Origin of the sequence: Burkholderia seminalis (assembly GCF_001718535.1) — a bacterium.
Taxonomy (GTDB): domain Bacteria; phylum Pseudomonadota; class Gammaproteobacteria; order Burkholderiales; family Burkholderiaceae; genus Burkholderia; species Burkholderia seminalis.
The window spans coordinates 998854-1020144 of sequence record NZ_CP013398.1; the positions used below are offsets into that span (position 1 = coordinate 998854).

21 protein-coding genes and 2 tRNA genes are annotated in these 21291 nt (G+C 67.6%); 11 read left to right on the top strand and 12 right to left on the bottom strand.

Annotation, left to right across the window (positions count from 1 at the left end; translation table 11 throughout):
- Positions 1-228: 228 nt before the first annotated feature.
- The 3 genes from WJ12_RS04470 to WJ12_RS04480 all read left to right on the top strand — a co-directional run bounded on the left by WJ12_RS04470 (position 229) and on the right by WJ12_RS04480 (position 4768).
- Positions 229-2538, top strand: a complete 2310-nt coding sequence (locus tag WJ12_RS04470) for a DNA translocase FtsK (protein WP_034187348.1) — start codon at positions 229-231, stop codon at positions 2536-2538.
- A gap of 46 nt (positions 2539-2584) precedes the next feature.
- Complete coding sequence (lolA, locus tag WJ12_RS04475) at positions 2585-3274, top strand: outer membrane lipoprotein chaperone LolA (protein ID WP_059557148.1); 690 nt, start codon at positions 2585-2587, stop codon at positions 3272-3274.
- A gap of 183 nt (positions 3275-3457) precedes the next feature.
- Positions 3458-4768, top strand: a complete 1311-nt coding sequence (locus tag WJ12_RS04480; RefSeq protein ID WP_034187350.1) for a replication-associated recombination protein A — start codon at positions 3458-3460, stop codon at positions 4766-4768.
- Between the two features lie 48 nt (positions 4769-4816).
- On the opposite strand, the gene WJ12_RS04485 is transcribed toward WJ12_RS04480, so the two are convergent.
- Positions 4817-5086: a DUF2164 domain-containing protein gene (locus tag WJ12_RS04485; protein WP_034187351.1), complete on the bottom strand. Its 270-nt coding sequence runs from the start codon at positions 5084-5086 to the stop codon at positions 4817-4819.
- A 250-nt stretch (positions 5087-5336) separates the two neighbouring features.
- Between WJ12_RS04485 and serS the strand changes: the two genes are divergently transcribed.
- Both serS and WJ12_RS04495 read left to right on the top strand, forming a co-directional pair.
- Positions 5337-6638 carry a serine--tRNA ligase gene (gene serS, locus WJ12_RS04490; protein WP_034187352.1) on the top strand — a complete coding sequence of 434 codons (1302 nt, stop codon included), beginning with the start codon at positions 5337-5339 and terminating at the stop codon, positions 6636-6638.
- Between the two features lie 117 nt (positions 6639-6755).
- A tRNA-Ser gene (locus WJ12_RS04495) sits at positions 6756-6846 on the top strand.
- Between the two features lie 95 nt (positions 6847-6941).
- Here WJ12_RS04495 and WJ12_RS04500 read toward each other — a convergent pair.
- Entirely contained in the window at positions 6942-8102 is a 1161-nt protein-coding gene (locus WJ12_RS04500; protein ID WP_059557147.1) for an alkane 1-monooxygenase, read from the bottom strand.
- A gap of 545 nt (positions 8103-8647) precedes the next feature.
- Here WJ12_RS04500 and WJ12_RS04505 point away from each other — a divergent pair.
- The 5 genes from WJ12_RS04505 (at position 8648) to WJ12_RS04525 (ending at position 11937) form a co-directional block, all read left to right on the top strand.
- A complete protein-coding gene (locus WJ12_RS04505) occupies positions 8648-9283 on the top strand; it encodes a GNAT family N-acetyltransferase (RefSeq protein WP_226103946.1) in 636 nt (211 codons plus the stop codon).
- Positions 9284-9452: 169 nt separating this feature from the next.
- Positions 9453-10232 carry a septum site-determining protein MinC gene (gene minC / locus WJ12_RS04510; RefSeq protein WP_034187355.1) on the top strand — a complete coding sequence of 260 codons (780 nt, stop codon included), beginning with the start codon at positions 9453-9455 and terminating at the stop codon, positions 10230-10232.
- 60 nt (positions 10233-10292) lie between these two features.
- Complete coding sequence (gene minD / locus WJ12_RS04515; RefSeq protein WP_006486674.1) at positions 10293-11108, top strand: septum site-determining protein MinD; 816 nt, start codon at positions 10293-10295, stop codon at positions 11106-11108.
- Positions 11109-11120: 12 nt separating this feature from the next.
- Entirely contained in the window at positions 11121-11375 is a 255-nt protein-coding gene (minE, locus tag WJ12_RS04520) for a cell division topological specificity factor MinE (RefSeq protein ID WP_006486661.1), read from the top strand.
- Between the two features lie 160 nt (positions 11376-11535).
- Positions 11536-11937 carry a YXWGXW repeat-containing protein gene (locus WJ12_RS04525; RefSeq protein WP_034187356.1) on the top strand — a complete coding sequence of 134 codons (402 nt, stop codon included), beginning with the start codon at positions 11536-11538 and terminating at the stop codon, positions 11935-11937.
- 116 nt (positions 11938-12053) lie between these two features.
- Here the strand turns inward: WJ12_RS04525 and WJ12_RS04530 are convergent, their stop codons facing one another.
- Positions 12054-13604, bottom strand: a complete 1551-nt coding sequence (locus tag WJ12_RS04530; RefSeq protein WP_059557357.1) for a chloride channel protein — start codon at positions 13602-13604, stop codon at positions 12054-12056.
- Positions 13605-13774: 170 nt separating this feature from the next.
- Between WJ12_RS04530 and waaC the strand changes: the two genes are divergently transcribed.
- Positions 13775-14773, top strand: a complete 999-nt coding sequence (waaC, locus tag WJ12_RS04535) for a lipopolysaccharide heptosyltransferase I (RefSeq protein ID WP_059557144.1) — start codon at positions 13775-13777, stop codon at positions 14771-14773.
- Positions 14774-14793: 20 nt separating this feature from the next.
- On the opposite strand, the gene WJ12_RS04540 is transcribed toward waaC, so the two are convergent.
- The 9 genes from WJ12_RS04540 to rph all read right to left on the bottom strand — a co-directional run bounded on the left by WJ12_RS04540 (position 14794) and on the right by rph (position 21227).
- Complete coding sequence (locus WJ12_RS04540; protein ID WP_034187359.1) at positions 14794-14973, bottom strand: hypothetical protein; 180 nt, start codon at positions 14971-14973, stop codon at positions 14794-14796.
- Positions 14974-15077: 104 nt separating this feature from the next.
- Positions 15078-16388 (bottom strand): MFS transporter, encoded by a 1311-nt coding sequence (locus WJ12_RS04545; protein ID WP_059557142.1) that lies wholly within the window; start codon positions 16386-16388, stop codon positions 15078-15080.
- 311 nt (positions 16389-16699) lie between these two features.
- Positions 16700-17191, bottom strand: coding sequence for an energy transducer TonB family protein (locus tag WJ12_RS04550; protein ID WP_049034931.1), 492 nt, complete (start codon positions 17189-17191; stop codon positions 16700-16702).
- Between the two features lie 283 nt (positions 17192-17474).
- Complete coding sequence (locus tag WJ12_RS04555) at positions 17475-17768, bottom strand: hypothetical protein (RefSeq protein ID WP_034187362.1); 294 nt, start codon at positions 17766-17768, stop codon at positions 17475-17477.
- A gap of 173 nt (positions 17769-17941) precedes the next feature.
- Positions 17942-18337, bottom strand: a complete 396-nt coding sequence (locus WJ12_RS04560; protein ID WP_059557141.1) for a hypothetical protein — start codon at positions 18335-18337, stop codon at positions 17942-17944.
- Between the two features lie 149 nt (positions 18338-18486).
- Positions 18487-18574 (bottom strand) — tRNA-Ser (locus tag WJ12_RS04565).
- Positions 18575-18618: 44 nt separating this feature from the next.
- Positions 18619-19833 (bottom strand): radical SAM family heme chaperone HemW, encoded by a 1215-nt coding sequence (hemW, locus tag WJ12_RS04570; RefSeq protein WP_034187382.1) that lies wholly within the window; start codon positions 19831-19833, stop codon positions 18619-18621.
- Positions 19834-19867: 34 nt separating this feature from the next.
- The gene (rdgB, locus tag WJ12_RS04575) at positions 19868-20512 is read right to left on the bottom strand and encodes an RdgB/HAM1 family non-canonical purine NTP pyrophosphatase (RefSeq protein ID WP_197423864.1); all 645 of its coding nucleotides are present in this window, start codon (positions 20510-20512) and stop codon (positions 19868-19870) included.
- Positions 20487-21227, bottom strand: coding sequence for a ribonuclease PH (gene rph, locus WJ12_RS04580; RefSeq protein ID WP_034187383.1), 741 nt, complete (start codon positions 21225-21227; stop codon positions 20487-20489). The genes rdgB and rph overlap by 26 nt, the downstream gene beginning before the upstream one ends.
- Positions 21228-21291 lie beyond the last annotated feature (64 nt).

Sequence of the window (21291 nt, forward strand, 5' to 3'; positions counted from 1 at the left end):
GGCGGTGCCGGCACGGCGGCAACGGGCGTCCGGCGGGCCCGAGGCGGCCGGTTGCCGCACGCTTGGGGCTGGCACGCCCGCCCCGCCCCAAGCGTGCGCGGGCGGCCGCTTCGGCATCCCGTCCCCGTTATGTAACCGTCATTTACACTTGGCGGCACGGTGCAGCGTTTACAATAAGCGGGATCGAACGACAGGCGGGCGCACGGCCCGTCCTCTTTATACGGATTCATGGCAAAAGCTCCTTATTCCGCCCAGGCACAGGCGTTGCCGCACCGGATGTCGAAGCTCCTCACGGAGATCCGCTGGATTCTCCAGGTCGCGCTCTGCGCCTTTCTGGTGATGGCCCTGCTGAGCTACAGCCGGCGCGATCCGAGCTGGACGCACGCCGCCCAGGTCGATCACATCTCGAACTGGGCCGGCCGCGTCGGCGCGTGGACGGCCGACATCATCCTGCTGCTGTTCGGCCTGTCCGCCTACTGGCTGATCGTGCCGCTCGGGCGGCGCATTGCCGTCAACTACCGCCGCATCACGCGCCACGAGGCGATTCCCGACGAACCCGAGCGGCCGATCGGCTGGCTCACCGAAATCTTTGCGTTCGTGCTGGTCGTGCTCGCGTGCGACGGCATCGAGGCGCTGCGCATGTGGTCGCTGAAGGTGCAGTTGCCGCGCGCGCCGGGCGGTGTCGTCGGCGAAGCCGTCGCGGGTGCGATGTCGCACGCGTTCGGCTTCACCGGCGGCACGCTGCTGCTGCTGATCGCGCTGGCGATCGGCCTGTCGCTGTATTTCCGCTTCTCGTGGCTGTCGGTCGCCGAGCGCGTCGGCGGCGCGATCCTGTCCGCCGTCAACGTCGCGAAGCTGCGCCGCGAGGCCGAACGCGACCGCAAGCTCGGCGAGGCCGCGGCCGTGCGCCGCGAGGGCAAGGTCGAAGAGGAGCGCGTGCGCATCGAGGATCACGAGCCGGTGACGATCGTGCCGCCGGTCGTCACGCCGGCGAAGTCCGAGCGCGTCGAGCGCGAGCGCCAGGTGCCGCTGTTCACCGACCTGCCGGGCGACTCGACGCTGCCGCCGGTGTCGCTGCTCGATCCCGCGCCGAAGACGCAGGAAGCGATTTCCGCCGATACGCTCGAATTCACGTCGCGCCTGATCGAGAAGAAGCTGAAGGATTTCGGCGTCGAGGCGAGCGTCGTCGCCGCGTATCCGGGCCCGGTCGTCACGCGCTACGAGATCGAGCCGGCCACCGGCGTGAAGGGCAGCCAGATCGTCAATCTCGCGAAGGATCTCGCGCGCTCGCTGTCGCTCGTGTCGATCCGCGTCGTCGAGACGATTCCCGGCAAGAACTACATGGCGCTCGAGCTGCCGAACCAGCGCCGCCAGACCGTTCACCTGTCCGAGATCATCGGTTCCGAGGTGTATGCGGCCGCCCCGTCGGCGCTGACGCTGAGCCTCGGCAAGGACATCGGCGGCAAGCCGGTGTGCGCGGATCTCGCGAAGATGCCGCACCTGCTGGTGGCCGGCACGACGGGTTCGGGCAAGTCGGTCGGGATCAACGCGATGATCCTGTCGCTGCTGTACAAGGCCACCGCCGAGCAGGTGCGCCTGATCCTGATCGATCCGAAGATGCTCGAAATGAGCGTCTACGAAGGCATTCCGCACCTGCTGTGCCCGGTCGTCACCGACATGCGCCAGGCCGGCCACGCGCTGAACTGGACGGTCGCGGAGATGGAGCGCCGCTACAAGCTGATGAGCAAGCTCGGCGTGCGCAACCTCGCCGGCTACAACAACAAGATCGACGAGGCGGCGAAGCGCGAGGAGAAGCTCCCGAATCCGTTCAGCCTGACGCCCGAGGATCCCGAACCGCTCGGCCGCCTGCCGAACATCGTCGTCGTGATCGACGAGCTGGCCGACCTGATGATGGTGGTCGGCAAGAAGGTCGAGGAACTGATCGCGCGGATCGCGCAGAAGGCGCGCGCGGCCGGCATCCACCTGATCCTCGCGACGCAGCGTCCGTCCGTCGACGTGATCACGGGCCTGATCAAGGCGAACGTGCCGACGCGGATCGCGTTCCAGGTGTCGTCGAAGATCGACTCGCGCACGATTCTCGACCAGATGGGCGCCGAATCGCTGCTCGGGATGGGCGACATGCTGTACCTGCCGCCCGGCAGCGGGCTGCCGGTGCGCGTGCACGGCGCGTTCGTCGCCGACGACGAAGTGCATCGCGTCGTCGAGAAGCTCAAGGAGCAGGGCGAGCCGAACTACGTCGAGGGCCTGCTCGAAGGCGGCACCGCCGACGGCGACGAGGGTTCGGCCGGCGCGGGAACCGGCGAAGGCGGCGGCGAGTCTGATCCGCTGTACGACCAGGCGGTCGAGATCGTCATCAAGAACCGCCGCGCGTCGATCTCGCTCGTGCAGCGTCATCTGCGGATCGGCTACAACCGCGCGGCTCGCCTGCTCGAGCAGATGGAACAATCGGGGCTCGTGTCGGCGATGTCGTCGAGCGGCAACCGCGAAATTCTTGTGCCGGCGCGCGACGCGGAATGAGTCCGCGGCGCCCGCCGCGCCGGCCACCCACGGAGAAAACCGCAATATGCAGCAACTTTCGTTCGCAATGTCCCTTCGTTCGACGCGGCGCTGGCTCGGCGCGGCGCTTGCCGGCGCATCGCTGATGCTCGCGGCGACGCACGCGTTCGCGGGCGGCACCGAGCAACTGAAGGCCTTCGTGTCGCAGGTGCGTTCGGCGAAAGGCGATTTCACGCAGCAGATCGTCAAGGCGCCGGCCAAGGGCGCGAGCGCCGCGCAGGCCGTGCCGAAGCCCACCGACAATTCGAGCGGCACGTTCGTGTTCGCGCGGCCGGGCAAGTTCATCTGGACGTACCAGAAGCCGTACCAGCAGGTGCTGCAGGCCGACGGCGACAAGCTGTACGTGTTCGACCGCGACCTGAACCAGGTCACCGAGCGCAAGCTGAACGGCGCGCTGGGCGCGAGCCCTGCCGCGATCCTGTTCGGCAGCAACGATCTCGACAAGAACTACACGCTGCGCGATGCCGGCGAGAAGGGCGGCATCGAGTGGCTCGAGATGCTGCCGAAGGCGCAGGACACGCAGTTCCAGCGGATCGGCATCGGTTTCCGGAACGGCACGCTCGCCGCGATGGAACTGCACGACGTGTTCGGCAACGTCACGCTGCTGACGTTTACGAACATCCAGACGAACCCGCCGCTGAAGGGCGATACGTTCAAGTTCGTGGTGCCGAAGGGCGCAGACGTGATCACCGGCTGACCGGCGCCGCGCGCCGCGTTTTCGCAACGGGCCCGCCGGCGACGGCGGGCCCGTGTCGTTTCCGCCTGCGGGCATCGGGCATCGGGAGTGGGCACCGGGCGCGGCGGCGCCGTCGCGCGGCTGTCATAATGTCGGGTCCGGCGGCCGGTTCGGCCGCCATCGTTTGATGTGGAGCGAGGGTTCATGTCCGACCTGTTTCAAGTCGAGCCGCGCCGCCCGCTCGCCGAGGCGCTGCGGCCGAAGACGCTCGCCGAGGTGATCGGCCAGACGCATTTGCTGGGCGAAGGCAAGCCGCTGCGGCTCGCGTTCGAATCGGGCAAGCCGCATTCGATGATCCTGTGGGGGCCGCCCGGCGTCGGCAAGACGACGCTCGCGCGCCTCACCGCGCTCGCGTTCGACTGCGAGTTCATCGCGCTGTCGGCCGTGCTCGGCGGCGTGAAGGACATCCGCGAGTCGATGGAGCAGGCGAAGGACACGCTGAACCGCACCGGCCGCCATACGATCCTGTTCGTCGACGAGATCCACCGCTTCAACAAGGGGCAGCAGGATGCGCTGCTGCCGTTCGTCGAGTCGGGTCTCGTGACCTTCATCGGCGCGACCACCGAGAACCCGAGCTTCGAGGTCAACTCGGCATTGCTGTCGCGTGCGCAGGTGTACGTGCTGAAGTCGCTGAACGACGACGAGATGCGGCAGTTGCTGAAGCGCGCGCAGGAAATCGCGCTCGACGGCCTCGCGTTCGACGACAAGGCGATCGATACGCTGGTCGGTTATGCGGACGGCGATGCGCGCCGCTTCCTGAACCTGCTCGAACAGGCGCAGACGGCGGCGACGTCGGCTGGTGTCGCGACGATCGACGCCGATTTCGTCAGCAGCGCGATGACGCTGAACGCACGGCGCTTCGACAAGGGCGGCGACAACTTCTACGACCAGATCTCGGCGCTGCACAAGTCGGTGCGCGGGTCGAGCCCGGACGGCGCGTTGTACTGGTTCTGCCGGATGATCGACGGCGGCGCCGACCCGAAGTATCTCGCGCGACGCATCGTGCGGATGGCATGGGAAGACATCGGGCTCGCCGATCCGCGCGCGCTGCAGGTGGCGAACGACGCGGCCGAAACCTACGAGCGGCTCGGCTCGCCGGAAGGCGAACTCGCGCTCGGGCAGGCGGTGATCTATCTCGCGTGCGCGGCGAAGAGCAACGCCGGCTACAACGCGTTCAACCAGGCGATGGCGTTCGTGAAGCAGGACAAGTCGCGCGAGGTGCCCGTGCATCTGCGCAACGCGCCGACCAAGCTGATGAAGGAACTCGGCTACGGCCACGCGTACCGTTACGCGCACGACGAGCCGAATGCGTATGCGGCCGGCGAGACCTACCTGCCGGACGGGATGCGCGAGCCGCGCTGGTACCAGCCGGTGCCGCGCGGGCTCGAATCGAAGATCGCCGACAAGCTCGCGTGGCTGCGCGAACTCGACCGCGAGGCCGGCAAGAAGGACTGACCGCGCGTTGCGCGGGCCGGTTCGGCCGCCGCCGCCGCCGCCGTTGCGTCAGCGCTTGCGGCCCGGCTGCTGTTTCTTCCAGTATTCGAACGGCTCCTCGTGGCATTCGATGTCGAGCTCGGCGACGCGCGCGTGCAGGCGTTCCTGCGCATCGGCGATCGCGAGGTTGTAGATCGCCGGTGCGATTTCCTCGACGAAGAAGTGCAGCAGCGCGCCGGCCTGGATGTTGCCGATCGGCTCGTCCATGTTTTCCGTGAAATAGCGTTGCAGCGACGCGATTGCGCGGTCGCGGACATCCTTGTCGAGTTCGATGGTCATCGGGTCCCCTGGGGTGCGGTGAGGCGAAGCCGGGTGCTTCGCCCGATCGGTTGCCGTCCGCCGGCGCCGCGGTTTTGCGATCCGCAACGGTCGGGCATACCGCGATTCGCCGGCCGCCGGCCTACGGGGCGGCAAGGCCATGTTGCCATGGCCGCCGCCCGTTTGGCGCATTGTCCGTTCGGCCGGTGCCGTGGCGGCCGCGCGGTGCGTTAGAATTCCCGTCTTACACAACGATTTTCCAAGTCCTCCCATGCTCGACATCCAGTTGCTGCGCAAAGACCTCGACGGCGTCGCGAAGCGCCTCGCCGATCGCGGCTACACCCTCGACGTCGCCGCGTTTTCCGCACTCGAAGCGGAACGCCGCGCGATCCAGACCCACACCGAAGAGCTCCAGGCGCGCCGCAACAGCCTGTCGAAGCAGATCGGCGCGATGAAGGGGAAGGGCGAGGACACGTCGGCCGTGATGGCCGAGGTCGGCGGGATCGGCGACGACATGAAGGCGTCGGAAGCCAGGCTCGGCGACATCCAGGCGCGCCTGTCCGACCTGATGCTGGGCATGCCGAACGTCGCGCACGAAAGCGTGCCGGTCGGCAAGGACGAAGCCGATAACGTCGAGGTGCGCCGCTGGGGCGCGCCGCGCCAGTTCGATTTCGAGGTGAAGGATCACGTCGATGTCGGCACGCCGCTCGGCCTCGATTTCGAGACGGGCGCGAAGCTCGCCGGCGCGCGCTTCACGATGCTGCGCGGTCCGATCGCGCGCCTGCACCGCGCGCTCGCGCAGTTCATGATCGACACGCACACGCAGCAGCACGGTTATACCGAGACGTACACGCCGTACATCGTGAACCCGGAGATCCTCTACGGCACGGGCCAGCTGCCGAAGTTCGCGGACGACATGTTCCGCGTCGAGAAGGGCGGCGCCGAGAACACGGTCACGCAATACCTGATCTCCACGTCGGAGATCTCGCTGACGAACACCGTGCGCGAGTCGATCGTCGACGCGTCCGCGCTGCCGATCAAGCTGACCGCGCATTCGCCGTGCTTCCGCTCGGAAGCCGGTTCGTACGGCCGCGACACGCGCGGGATGATCCGCCAGCACCAGTTCGACAAGGTCGAGATGGTGCAGGTCGTCGCGCCGGAAACGTCGTACGCGGCGCTCGACGAGATGGTCGGCCACGCGGAAGCGATCCTGCAGAAACTCGGCCTGCCGTACCGTGTGATCACGCTGTGCACGGGCGACATGGGCTTTTCGGCCGCGAAGACGTTCGACCTCGAAGTGTGGCTGCCCGCGCAGAACACCTATCGCGAGATCTCGAGCTGCTCGAACACCGAGGCGTTCCAGGCGCGCCGGATGCAGGCGCGTTTCCGCAACGCGCAGGGCAAGCCGGAGCTCGTGCATACGCTGAACGGTTCGGGTCTCGCCGTCGGCCGCACGCTCGTCGCGGTACTGGAGAACTACCAGAACGCGGACGGTTCGGTCACGGTACCGGACGTGCTGCGTCCGTACATGGGCGGCATGGCGCGCATCGACGCGCCGGCACAGGCGTCGTAACGCAGGCCTGCGAAGCCCTCGCAAAAAATTTTGCACAAAGGGCTTGTCAGCCAAGAAGAGATCGTTTTATAATCTTTTCTTTCGCGGAAATGACCAAACGCGAAATGCAGTAAGGAAGGAGAGGTGGCAGAGTGGTCGAATGTACCTGACTCGAAATCAGGCGTACGGTTTCCCCGTACCGTGGGTTCGAATCCCACCCTCTCCGCCAAAATACGAAGCCCCTTGATCCGAAAGGATCAAGGGGTTTTTCGTTTTGGGTCCGCGGCCATGCAATGACGGCCGCGGCGCCGTCCCCGGCCGATATCACGCCGCGGCCGGATACTGCGCCAGCACCCGGTCGCGGATCGACGGCTTGATGTTCGATCGCGCCATGTCGCCGCCGTAGTGCGCGACGACGCGCGGATTCATCACGCGATACCAGAGCGGCGGCACGTACGCGAACAGGATCATCGTCGCGTAGCCGGCCGGCAGTTGCGGCGAATCGTCGAAGTGGCGCAGCGCCTGGTACGAGCGCGTCGGGTTCGCGTGATGGTCGGCGTGCCGCTGCAACTGGTACAGGAACAGGTTGGTCACGACGTGATTGCTGTTCCACGAATGCTGCGGCGTGCAGCGTTCGTAGCGGCCGCTCGGCAGCTTGCGGCGGCCGAGCCCGTAGTGCTCGACGTAGTTCACGACTTCGAGCAGCGAGGCGCCGTAGACGGCCTGGATCACGAGGAACGGGATCACGACCTTGCCGGCCATCGCGATCGCGATGCCCCACACGACGACCGTCATCGCCCACGCGTGCAGCACCTCGTTGCGCCAGGTCCACGGCGACCGCCCGAGCCGTTCGAGGCGCGCCTTCTCGAGCCGCCATGCCGAGCGGATGCTGCCGGTCACGGTGCGCGGCAGGAATGCCCAGAACGACTCTCCGTAGCGCGCGCTCGCCGGATCCTCGGCCGTCGCGACGCGCACGTGGTGGCCGCGGTTGTGCTCGACATAGAAGTGGCCGTACGCGACCGGCGCGAGCGTGATCTTCGCGAGCCAGCGTTCGAAGCGGTCGGTCTTGTGCCCGAGCTCGTGCGCGGTATTGATCGAGATGCCCGTCGCGGCGCCGAGCGACAGCGCGAAGCCGACGTAGTCGTACCACGCGAGCGCGTGCGTGCCGACGATCCGTACGCACATGAAGAACGCGACGTATTCGACGCAAGTCGCCAGATAGACGATGAACCGGTAATAGCGCTCGCGTTCGAGGTGCGGCACGACGGCCTCGGGCGGGTTGTCGCGATCGTCGCCGATCAGCGTGTCGAGGACCGGAATCACGCCGAACGCGAACAGCGGGCCGAACCACCAGAACACGTGAAGGCCCGTCGACAGCGCGAGCTGCGCGGCGAGGATCGGCAGCGTGATCGTCAGTGCGCCCAGCAGCCACAGGTAACGCTTGCCATCCGACCAGCTCGCGGCCGATCCGTCGGTCATTGCCATTGTCTCCCTCCAGTCAGCGGGCCCGATGGGCGGCCGCATGCACGGTTGTTCGAATCCTCGTCGGCCCGCGACACGCGCGGCGCCACCGGATCGTTGCCCGGTTCTGCCTGTTATACGACCCGTGCGCGCGCTTGCCAAACACCGGCGCTAGGCGTGCGACTCCAAACGGAGGGCCGCGCGCGAGTCGCGCCCGAAAGGGCCGGCACGCGCTGATTGAAACATCCGGTGGAGACCGGATCGGCCGACGCATCCCGCGCGCTGGTCAGACGAATCGGGAGGTGTGGCGTGCGCGCACATCGATCCTGCTTGCCTGCAACAAATGTTGCGTCGCAATAAACGAAGGGACGCGGGCCAGGTCGGAACACGTTTTGGGTTGCTCGTATTACGCAACATTACGATGGCGAGCATGACGGGCGGTGCACTTCGAAACGCGACTGCCGCGCATTGCAAGGCGAACCGGGCGAGACGTCGAGCGGCGAAGCGTCGACGGTTGTCCGTCGATGCGCATCGGCATGCCGATGCTGCACCTGCACACCGGTCGGCTCATGTCGCCGCGGGTGACACCTGTTGCCTTTCGATCCGCGCCGTCATTTGAAAATAACGATTTGACTCATGCCCCGCTTTCGGTTGAAGCTAATAGCTTGCTGTCCGAAGGGGGCTGTGCCTGCATGAGTTCGACCTTGACCGTTCGTCGTATCGTTGCCGACCAGGGCGGCGTGTATCGCGAACTCCGCGCCGCATCGCTGCGTGAGCCCTATGCGCCGGGCGAAGCGCCGGAGGCCGAATTGCTGACTGTCGAAACGGACGCGGCGTCGGCGATTGCCGCGCTGCGCGCCGTGTCCGACGAGTCGACGACTTTCCTGCTGTACACCGAAGGCCATCCGGCCGGCATGATCGGCGCGTATTTCGACAACACGCCCGATCGGCGCGCGTTCGTCAGCGAACTGTGGGTCGCGCATGCGGTGCGCCACCTGCGCGGCGGCGTGCTGCTGCTGGAGACGGCTACCGCCTGGCTCGCCGAGCGCGGCGCGAGCGAAGTCTATGCATGGATCGCCGATGCGAACCGCAACGCGATCCGTTTTTACGAGCGCGCGGGTTTCGGCAACACCGGTGAACATGCGCCGGTCGCGCGGATGCCGGGCGCGATGAAATCGCTGTTCGTGTCGCAGGTGAAGCACTGACGCCCCGTCGAAACGCGGGCCGCGCGGCGCGATGAGGGCTCCGCCGTCCGCTTGCCTGTCACCCTGCCGGTCGCTTGCCCGCCCGGGCCGCCGCCACCCCGAGTCCCAAAAATAATGGCCGCACGCGTGGACGCCTGTAAAATACGCAAAAAATTTTTGCAGAGTGTCCATGTCGCTTAAAAAATCGCCATTCTTCGAGCTGCGCAGCGGATCGGTCGATACGTTGCTGTTCACCGTGAAGACGACCGATCTCGATGCGTTGCGTGCCGAACTGGTCAAGCGCTTCGAAGCGACTCCCGAGTTTTTCGCCGACGATGTCGTCGCGATCGACGTCCGCCGCCTGGCTGACGGCGAACGCGTCGCGCTCGCGGACATCCGGCAGATGCTGAACGACGTGCGGATGCGCCCGGTGGGCGTGGTCGCACTGGCCACGCAGGCTTGGGCGGGGGAAGCCGGCCTGCCGCTGCTCGAGGCGCGCGATCGCCGCGTGCCGGCCGCCAAGCCGGCCGAGGGCGCGGAACCGTCGCCGATCGCCGAGGCCGTCGTCGCCGCGGCCGCCGCGGCGACGCCCGAACCGGCGTCGGAGCAGGCGCCGGCATCGAATCAGCCGGGCGGCCAGACGCTCGTGATCGACCGGCCGTTGCGTTCGGGGCAGCAGATTTACGCGAAAGGAGACCTCGTGGTGCTCGCGCCGGTCAGTCACGGCGCGGAGATCATCGCGGAAGGCAATATCCACATCTACGCGCCGTTGCGCGGCCGCGCACTCGCGGGCGTGCACGGCAATCACGACGCGCGCATTTTCTGCACGTGTCTCGAACCGGAACTGATTTCGATCGCGGGTATCTATCGAACAACCGAGAACCCGCTGCCCGCCGACGTACTGGGCAAATCGGTGCAGATCCGGCTCGAAGAGGAAAAACTGATGATCGAACCGCTGCGCCTGACGTAAATTCACGCGGCACGCTCCGGATCGATCGGCTCTCATTGACGAACACAGGGTATTGGGTAAATGGCAAAAATCATCGTGGTGACCTCGGGCAAGGGCGGCGTGGGCAAGACGACGACGAGCGCGAGCTTTGCGTCCGGTCTCGCGCTGCGCGGCCACAAGACGGCCGTGATCGACTTCGACGTCGGCCTGCGCAACCTCGATCTCATCATGGGCTGCGAGCGGCGCGTCGTGTATGACCTCGTGAACGTGATCCAGGGCGAAGCGAACCTGAACCAGGCGCTGATCAAGGACAAGAAGTGCGAGAACCTGTTCATCCTGCCGGCGTCGCAGACGCGCGACAAGGATGCGCTGACGCGCGACGGCGTCGAGAAGGTGCTGAACGACCTCGTCGCGATGGATTTCGAATACATCGTCTGCGATTCGCCGGCCGGTATCGAGGCCGGCGCGCTGCACGCGATGTACTTCGCGGACGAGGCGCTGATCGTCACGAACCCGGAAGTGTCGTCGGTGCGCGACTCCGACCGCATTCTGGGCATCCTGTCGTCGAAGACGAAGCGCGCGACCGAAGGCAAGGAGCCGATCAAGGAACACCTGCTGATCACGCGCTACAGCCCGAAGCGCGTGAGCGAAGGCGAGATGCTGTCGCTCGAGGACATCAGCGAGATCCTGCGCATCAAGCTGATCGGCGTGGTGCCCGAGTCGGAAGCCGTGCTGCACGCGTCGAACCAGGGTCTGCCGGCCGTGCATATCGACGGCACCGACGTCGCCGAAGCGTACAAGGACGTCGTCTCTCGCTTCCTCGGCGAGGACAAGCCGCTGCGCTTCACCGACTACCAGAAGCCGGGCCTGCTGCAGCGCCTCTTCGGCAGCAAGTAACGGAGGCCGCCCATGTCCATCCTTTCGTTTCTCCTCGGCGAGAAGAAGAAGTCCGCATCGGTCGCGAAGGAGCGCTTGCAGCTCATCATCGCGCACGAGCGGGTCGGCGGCCGGCCGCCGGCCGATTACCTGCCGGCGCTGCAGAAGGAACTCGTCGCCGTCATCTCGAAGTACGTCCATATTTCGAACGATGACATCCGCGTGAGCCTCGAGCGCCAGGACGACCTCGAAGTCCTCGAAGTGAAGATCGAGATCCCGCAAGCCTGACGCTTGCCGGTGTCCCTCCGCACGGCGGCCCCCGCCGTCGTGCGCGTCTTACGCCCTGTTGCACTTTCGGGCACGCCGTAACACGGCGCCTGTCGGCCGTAACCGCCCCTCCCGCATTGAACGAATACGCTCGCGTTATTTGTTCAACCAGGAGGTTGTGATGGCTGTCTCATCTGTTCAACGTCGTATCGTTTCGCTCGCGCTGTTTGCCGCGGGCCTGTCAGCCGTCGTCGCGCCGTTTGCCGCGCAGGCGGACGAGATTCTCGTCGGCACACCCGTGATCGCGCCGCAGGGCCGTGTGGTCGTCGCCGAGCCGGTTGCCGTGCGCACCGAGGAGATCGTCGTCGTTGCGCCGAATGCGCCGCCGCCCGTGCGCTACGAGGTCGTGCCGACCGCGCGCGTGGGCTACGTGTGGGAGCGCGGGCACTGGCACTGGGACCATGGCCGCTACGTGTGGATCGGCGGCCACTGGGAAGCCGAGCGCGTCGGCATGCAATGGGTGCCGGGCCACTGGGACCAGCGCGGTCCGAACTGGTTCTGGACCCGTGGCCACTGGGCGTGACGGAGGCGCGTGATGAAAAGAACCGTCATCGCCGTCGCGCTCGTCGCGATCACGCTGGCCGGGTGCGTCGTCGTGCCGGCGCGGCCTGTCTACTACCGGCCCGCACCGGTCGTGATCTACTGAGCGTCGCGCGGGCCCGGCTGCGCGGGGCCACTCGCGCCGGGCGCGGCCGGTTCGGTGCCATCCGGAGCCGGCGCGTGCGCCGTGGGGGCGCCCGGCGTCGCAGCGACAGCCTCGTCGCCGTCTTCGTCGCGCAACGTGTCGAGCGGATCGGCGGGCGCGGCAGCGGCGTCCTGCGGCTCGGTCACGCCGGTCGCAGCCGCCGTGCTCGCTGTCGATGCCGCGGTGGGTGCGGTGGCCGCCGCGGGCGGCGCGAGATAACGCTGCGCGAGCGTTTCGTAGAGCGGCGGCGCGAAAAAGCGCGAGACCCGGCTCGACACCAGCGCGGTCGCCATCAGCGAAATCACGAGCGCATGGCCGTTGATCATTTCCATCACGATCACGAACGACGTGATCGGCGACTGCGTGACGGCCGCCAGATAGCCGACCATCGCGAGCGCGATCAGCATCGGCAGGCTCATGTTGTTGAACACGACGTGCAGCAGGTTGCCGAACCCGGCGCCGATCGACAGCGACGGCGCGAAGATCCCGCCCGGGATGCCCGGCAGGTACGACGCGACCATCGAGATCATCTTCAGGAACGGATAGAACACGGACAGGTGCTGGCTGCCGTCGAGCAGGCCGCGCGCCTCGGCGTAGCCGCTGCCGAAGGTCGTGCCGCCCGACACCAGGCCGACGACGGCGATCGCGAAGCCGCACAGCGCGGCGAACGTGATCGGCCGCTCGCGATACAGGCCCAGCAGCCGCGCGGGCAGCCAGCGCCCCGTGTTCAGCAGCAGCCAGCAGAACAAGCCGCCGGCGATGCCCGTGACGATCGCGGTGACCAGCACCGCGACCGCCAGCAGCTTCGGAAAGTGGAGGCCCGTGTCGATCGTGCCGAAGTACGTGTAGTTGCCGTTCAGGCCGAGCGCGACGACGCCGGCGAGGATGATCGCGGTGATCAGCACGCCGCTGGCGCGCGCGGAGAAGCTGCGCGTCAGCTCCTCGATCGCGAACACGATCCCGGCGAGCGGCGTATTGAACGCGGCCGACAGCCCGGCCGCCGCGCCGGCCAGCACGAGCTGACGTTCGATCTGCGCGTTCGAGCGCGGGTAGAAGCGCCGCAGGTTGAACATCAGCGCCGCGCCGACCTGCACGGTCGGCCCCTCGCGGCCGATCGTGAAGCCGCCCAGGATGCCCAGGAACGAAATCAGCACCTTGCCGAACAGGATGCGCAGCGTCAGCAGCCGGGCGCCGAACGCGCTCGGGCGCGCATGCAGCGTCGCGATCACCTGCGGGATGCCGCTGCCTTCGGCGCCACGGAAGAACCGGCGCGTGAGCCATACCGACGCGGCGGCGATCGCGGGCGTCAACAGCAGCGGCAACCATGCGGCGTGCTCGCGCATCGCGCGGAAGGACTCGTAGCCCCAGTCGATCAGCCGCGCGTAAAGTACGGCTGCCAGCCCGACGACGATCGCGCCGAGCCAGAAGACGCCGTACTGGCGCCAGATTCGCAGCGAGCGGCGGGTGAGGGCGGGAAACAGGGCGGGAAGCGCGGGGCGTGGCATCGGCGGGGCCATCAGGCAAAGGATCGATTATAGAAAGAACCGGGGCCGCGCAGTCGGGTGACAATGTTTTGCAAGGTTGTAGCATTTCGTTGCAAATGTAATCAGGAAGTAATGTCCGCGACGGGCATCCGTCGTTAGCATCCCCAAATGGCTGGCTCTTCCCCGCAAACGTGAAACGCATCCTCATCGTGAAAGTGACGTCGCTCGGCGACGTCGTCCAGACGCTCCCTGTCGTCGCGGACCTGCATCGTGCCTTTCCCGGCGTGGCGGTCGACTGGGCCGTGGACGAATCGTGTGCCGAGGTCGTGCGCTGGCATCCGGGCGTGAGTGCCGTGCTGTGCGCGCCGCTGCGTCGCTTCAAGAAGCTGCGGAACGTCGGCGACCTGAAGGCGATCTCGGCGTCGATCGGCGCGTTGCGCGCGCATCGCTACGATGCGGTCATCGATCTGCACGGGGTCTACAAGAGCGCGATCATCTCGGCGCTGGCACGCGCCGCGCGCCGTGTCGGCTACCAGACGCAGGATCTCGGCGAAGCGGGCGCGCGCTTCGCGTATTCGCATCGTTTCGGCCCGCGGCCGGATTGCGACGCGTGGCACGGGATGCGCGTGAGCGCCGGCGAGGCGCTCGGCTACCGGCCCGAAGGCATCGCGTCATACGGCATCGTTCCGCCGCAGGACGCGAACCTGCCGCCGGCCGTGACCGACGGCGGACCGTTCATGCTGCTGTTCCATGCGACGTCGAATCCCGACAAGAAATGGCCGGCCGACCATTGGGCCGCGCTGGCCACGCAGATGATGGCGAGTGGTGTGCGGGTGCTGTTGCCGTGGGGATCGAGCGCCGAGCGTGACGATGCGCAGGACATCGCCGCGCGCGCGCCGGGCGCGATTGTGTTACCGGCGATGACGGTGCGCGAACTTGGTGCGGCGCTCGGCCGGGCCGCGCTGGTGGTGGGGGTCGATACGGGGTTCGTCCATATGGCGCATGCGCTGCGGCGGCCGACCGTGATGATTTTCGTCGCGACGTCGCGCCACCATTGCGGGATCGGCGGTGCGCCGAACGCGTTGTCGATCGGCGAGCCCGGCGCGATGCCGTCCGTCGACGAGGCGCTGGATGCGATCGATTCGGTCGCCCCTGCCTATGGCGCGCAGCGCGCGCGACTGACCGCCTGAAGGCCGGGCCGCCGGCCGGTTCAGGCCAGCAGCGCCTCGACCGTGATGACGGCGGCGACAGCCGCCAGATTCGCCAGCAGCGCCTCGAACACGAGGCCGCGCCACGTCTTCGGCCGGAACCGCAGCGCCAGCAGCAGCGCGCCACCCAGCGCGAGTGCGAGGATCAGGACGAGATCGGCATTGCCGAGGCGGATGGTCATGGCGGCGGCTCCTTTCGGGGCGGGATCCCTGGGCGCGCAACGGCGCGCCCAGGATCGAGTATAGGCAGCGCCTGCCGCCGCGCAACCCGGGTCGCCCCGGAGGCTCAGACGAGCGATGCGTCGCGCGTTTCGCGCATCAGCAGCACGCCGATCAGGCTGATCGCCGCCGCGATCGACACGTAGCCGCCGACCCACGACAGCCCGCCGCGCGCCGCCAGCAGCTGCGCGATATATGGCGCGATCGACGCGCCGAGGATCCCGCCGAGGTTGTATGCCACGCCCGCGCCCGTATAGCGGACGTTGGTCGGGAACAGCTCCGGCAGCAGCGCGCCCATCGGTGCGAACGTCACGCCCATCAGGAACAGTTCGATCGTCAGGAACAGCGCGACGAGCGGCATCGAGCCGCTGCCGAGCAGCGGCTCCATCGCGAAACCCGACAGCAGCGCGGCGATCGCACCGGCGATCAGCACCGGCTTGCGGCCAAAGCGGTCCGACGCCCAGGCGGACAGCGGCGTCGCGAGCCCCATGAACACGACGGCAAGGCACAGCAGCCCAAGGAAGCTCTGGCGCGGAATATGCAACGCCGTCACGCCGTACGACAGCGAGAACACCGTCGAGATATAGAACAGCGTATAGCAGACAACCATCGCGAGCGCGCCGAGCAGCGTCGGCTGCCAGTGTTGCGTGACGAGCGTCGCGACCGGCACGCGCACGCGTTCGTTGCGCTCGAGCGCGGCCTGGAACGCGGGCGTCTCGGTGATCTTCAGCCGCACGTACAGGCCGAGCGCGACGAGCACCGCGCTGACGAGGAACGGAATGCGCCAGCCCCAGCTGCGGAACTGTTCGTCGGACAGCGACAGCGCGAGCGCGAAGAACAGGCCGTTCGACATCAGGAAGCCGACCGACGGCCCGAGTTGCGGGAACATCCCGAACCAGCCGCGCTTGCCCCGCGGCGCGTGCTCGGTCGCGAGCAGCGCCGCGCCGCCCCATTCGCCGCCGAGGCCGATGCCCTGGCCGAAGCGCAGCACGCACAGCAGCACCGGCGCGAGCGTGCCGATCGCGTCGTAGCCGGGCACGAAGCCGATCGCGGTGGTCGACACGCCCATCACGAGCAACGACGCGACGAGCGTCGACTTGCGGCCGATGCGGTCGCCGAAGTGCCCGAACAGGAACGAGCCGATCGGGCGGGCAATGAACGCGATGCCGAACGTGACGAACGCGGACAGCGCCTGTGCGGTCGCGGAACCATGCGGGAAGAATACGGGGCCGATGACGAGCGCGGCGGCCGTTGCGTACACATAGAAATCGTAGAACTCGATCGCGGTGCCGATGAAGCTCGCGAACACGATGCGCCGGTGGCTGACGGCGCCGGCCGAACCGGTTGCGTGAGCAACGGTCGGGGGGGATGCGGACATGGATGTCTCCGTTTTGTCGTTGGGGCGGTCGGCCGGGGGGGCGGCCGGACAGGCGGGCGCCTGCCGGGTGCGGCCGAGCGGATGATGCGGGTGCTGCGGATGACGCGAGGGCGGCGTGGACGCGCGCCGTGACGCGGACGTCACCCGCCGGTCGACGATGGAGACGGGTAGGTCGCCGCCGCCCGGTGCCGGCGTGGTCGGCTCGCGTGCCGGGTGGAGCGCGCGAACGCGCGCGCGGCGTGATGGCCGCGCGGGTGCGGAAAATTATAGCCAGCGCCGCCGCAGGCCGGCAATCGCGCGGCGGCGGCGCGTCAGTCGATCGATTGCGCCTGCGCGGACGCCGTGCTTTGCAGCTGGAAGTGGCCGTCGTCGTTGAAGAGCCAGCCTTCCATCAGTTCGAGCCGGCCGTTGCCGTCGAGCAGCCGCGACGGCGGCGCCGGCAGCGGCGTCGAGCGGCGCAGCGATGCGAGGGCGAGCGCTTCGGCCTCGCTGTCGCCGTTGCTGCGATAGACGGACGCGTTGACGAGACGGCCACTGCCGTCGACGGTGAAGGACACGACGACGAGCGATCGGAGCATCGCCTGCGGCGTGCCGCGCAGCATGCCGGACGGATTGCGCTCGGCGACGCGGTGCGCGACTTCGACGCGATACTGGTCGAGGTTGCCGCTGCGGACGATCGACGGAATCGTCAGCACCGAGTGTAGCGACGAAGGTGGCGTGATCGTGCACGCGGCAAGCAGGGCGGCGACGGCCAGCGCGGCAACACGCAGCCGGGCGACGCGCGGACGGAGAGGGGGGCGCATGAGGTGACGGCCGGAAGGGACTATAAAAAAATGATAGGCGTCCCGGCGCGAGACGATATGGGGAGAAACGCATAGCGCGCGAGGCCGGACACTGCGTTCGCCGATGATGACGGCCGGGCGGTCGCATCGCGCATCGCGATGTAACGCGACGCGTGGCGGCTGCGTGCGTGGCGCAAGGTTGAAAGGCACGGCACGCCGCGATCGTCCGTCCGGGCATGACGGCCCGCCGGTGCGCACCGCGGCCAGCCGGCCGCGCGATCGCCCGCGAGGCCTTTCACCGGGTTCAGAAGCCGTGCGTGACGAGCGACAGTACCGACAGGTCGGGGTGCGTGCCGTCGATGATGCTCTTGCCGATGTGCACGGCTTCATGGACGGCCTCGTCGACGGTCGCGAAGCTTTCCTCGCCATCCGCGTGAAACGCCACGGCATGGCCGGGCAGCGCGGGGTTCGCGCCCGGATGGCACACGTAGCCGGTGTAGGTATGGCGCGTGTCGCTGCCGGGCGCGGCGGCCGGCACGACATGGATCTCGAAGCCTTCGTAATCGACGGGTTGCGTCGCGCTCGACAGTTCGGTCATGGCGATCTCCGTGTGCCGCGCGCAGGGGTGGCGCGTGCGGCATCGAGTACGCGGCGGCGGTCGTGTCGCCGTGTTGAACGAATTCTAGGTGATCGCGGGGCGGGCCGGGAGGCTTCCGGCGCGGCATTCGGGCACGTTCCGTCCCGATTGGAAGCGGCGCGTGCGAGGCTGCGTCATGGCTTGCAGCGCGCATCCTTGCGCTGCACGACGATGATCACCGGGTATTTCTGGCCGTGGTCGAGTTCCACGCGCGCGACGACGGTGAGCGTCGCCGGATCGGAATCGTCGTACACGCTGACTTGTTCGTTGCGCAGGTAGGTGACGCCGGTGCAATTGGACGTGCGTCCGTCGTCCGACACCTTGCACTGAAGATCGTTGTCCTTCAGGTAGTTGTACGGTGCCGGGCTCGCGAGGTATTCGCTCAGGCCGCGCGGCGAACCGCCGACGCCGCTGACGGTTGCGATCGCGCACGATGTCTGCGCGCCGCTGCCGGACGCGGTGTCGGCGGCCGCATGCGTGCTGACGGCGGCCAGCATGGCGACGAGCGACGAGACGATGAGGGGCTTCATGAAGTGGGTTTCCCGTTTCGCGAATCGGAGCGCGGGATTGTAACGGCATCCGGCGCGACGCGTCGGAACGTGAGGAGCACGCACGCACGGGCAAACCGCCAAACAAAAACCCCGTCATTCGATGAATGGACGGGGTTGGGCGAACTTCCTGGCGGAAGCGGTGAGATTCGAACTCACGGACAGTTTCCCGTCGCCGGTTTTCAAGACCGGTGCCTTAAACCGCTCGGCCACGCTTCCACACGAGGCGGCATTGTAACCGAAATGCCGCCGCGTTCATCCCGTCAATCGTCACGCAGGAACAATTCCTGCAGGTCGTTGAGAAAACGCTGGCCGAGCGGTGTCGGCGCGATCTGCGCGAAATCGCGCGCGATCAGCCCGCGTCGCTCCGCTTCCTGCAGCGCCGGCTCGATCGTGCTCATCGGCAGGCCCGTGCGCTCCGCGAAACTGTGCACGGGGAAACCCTCGACGAGCCGCAGCGTGTTCAGCATGAACTCGAACGGCAGGTCGCGGGCGCCGACTTCGCGCTCTTCCTGCACGGCCGTGCCGGCCTTCGCCTGCTCGATGAAGGTCGCCGGATGCTTGTAGCGCGCCTGCCGCAGGATCCGGTTCGGGAACGACAGCTTCGTGTGCGCGCCCGCGCCGATCCCGAGGTAGTCGCCGAAGCGCCAGTAGTTCAGGTTGTGCTTGCACTGATGATTCGGCTTCGCATACGCGGACACCTCATAGCGTCCGTAGCCGGCCTCGGCCGTGCGTGCGTGGATCCACTCCTGCATGTCGGCCGACGCGTCGTCGTCGGGGACGACGGGCGGGAACTTCGCGAACAGCGTGTTCGGCTCGAGCGTCAGGTGATACAGCGACAGATGCGGCGGCGCGAACGACAGCGCGGTCTCGATGTCGGTGCGGCATTCGTCGAGCGTCTGGTTCGGCAGCGCGAACATCAGGTCGAGGTTGAAGTTGTCGAAGTTCTTCGCGGCGATCTCGACGGCCGCGCGCGCCTGCGCGGTATCGTGAATCCGGCCGAGCGCCTTCAGGTGCGTTTCGTTGAAGCTCTGGATGCCGACCGACAGGCGGTTCACGCCGCTCGCGCGGAACTGCGCGAACTTCGCGGCTTCGAACGTGCCCGGATTCGCCTCGAGCGTGATCTCGGCATCGGCGTCGAGCGGCAGCAGCGCGCGCACGTCGGACAGCATCCGGTCGAGGCCGGCCGCCGACAGCAGGCTCGGCGTGCCGCCGCCGATGAACACGGTATGCACCTGCCGCCCCCACACGAGCGGCAGTGCCTGCTCGAGATCGGCACGCAGTGCATCGAGGTACTCGGTTTCCGGGAATCGTTCGCCTTTCCATTCGTGCGAGTTGAAATCGCAATACGGGCACTTGCGCACGCACCACGGGAAATGCACGTACAGCGCGAGCGGCGGCAGCGACGTGAGCCGCACCTGGCCGGGCGACGTGAAGGTCGCGACGACGCGCGCGCCGGTTTGCGCGGCCTGGCTCATGCAACCCCCTGCGGCGAACGGGTAACGGGCATGCTCATGCTTCCTCCGCGAGCCGCGCCAGCAGCGCCTTCAGCGCCAGCGCGCGATGGCTGTGCGTGTTCTTCACGGCCGGATCGAGTTCCGCGGCCGTCGCGCCGAGCGCCGGCAGGTAGAAATACGGGTCGTAGCCGAATCCGTGCTCGCCGCGCGGCGTATCGACGATCTCGCCGGCCCAGCGCCCTTCGGCGAACAGCGGCTCGGGATCGTTCGCGTGGCGCACGAGCGCGAGCACGCAGCAATAGTATGCGCGCCGGTCGTCGACCCCGCGCAGCTGCTCGACGAGATACGCGTTGTTCGCCGCGTCGCCCTTGTCGCGGCCCGCACGCTGCGCGTAACGTGCCGAATAGACGCCCGGCGCACCGCGCAGCACGCGCACGCACAGGCCCGAATCGTCGGCGATCGCCGGCAGCCCGGTGAGCCGCGACGCGTGACGCGCCTTCGTCAGCGCATTCTCGATGAACGTGCCGAACGGCTCTTCCGCTTCGGGCACGGCGAGATCGCCCTGCGGGACGATCTCGATGCCGACCGTCGCGAACAGCGCGGTGAATTCGCGCAGCTTGCCCGGGTTGTTCGACGCGAGGACGATGCGCGACAGCGGCGCGAGGGTGCGATCGTCAGGCATGGCCGGCGCCCAGGACATCCTTCTGCAGCTGCACGAGCTCGGCGATGCCGCCCTGCGCGAGGTCGAGCAGCGCATTCATCTCGGCGCGCGAGAACGGCACGCCCTCGGCCGTGCCCTGGACTTCGACGAAACCGCCGGCACCCGTCATCACGACGTTCATGTCGGTGTCGCACTGCGAATCTTCCGCGTAGTCCAGGTCGAGCACCGGCGCGCCTTCGTATACGCCGACCGAGATCGCGGCGACGTGGTCGGTGATCGGCGAGCGCGCGAGCTTGCCGGCCGCGATCAGCGTCGACACGGCATCGTGCGCGGCGACGAAGGCGCCGGTGATGCTCGCGGTGCGCGTGCCGCCGTCGGCCTGGATCACGTCGCAGTCGATGTGGATCGTGCGCGGGCCGAGCGCCTCGAGATCGAACACCGCGCGCAGCGCGCGGCCGATCAGGCGCTGAATTTCCTGCGTGCGGCCGGTCTGCTTGCCGCGCGCGGCTTCACGGTCGCTGCGCGTGTGCGTCGCGCGCGGCAGCATCCCGTATTCGGCGGTCAGCCAGCCTTGCCCGCGCTCGCGCAGGAACTCGGGCACGCGTTCGGAGACGCTCGCGGTGCAGAGCACCTTGGTGTCGCCGAATTCGACCAGCACCGAGCCTTCGGCGTGTTTCGTGTAGTGGCGCGTGAGGGCGACCTTGCGCAGTGCGTCGGCGCGGCGGCCGCTCGGGCGGGAAACGGAAGACGTCATGGGGAAATCGCGGAAGGAGAGGAAACCCCGATTTTAGCGCCGAACGGCGGGCTTGCCCGGCGGG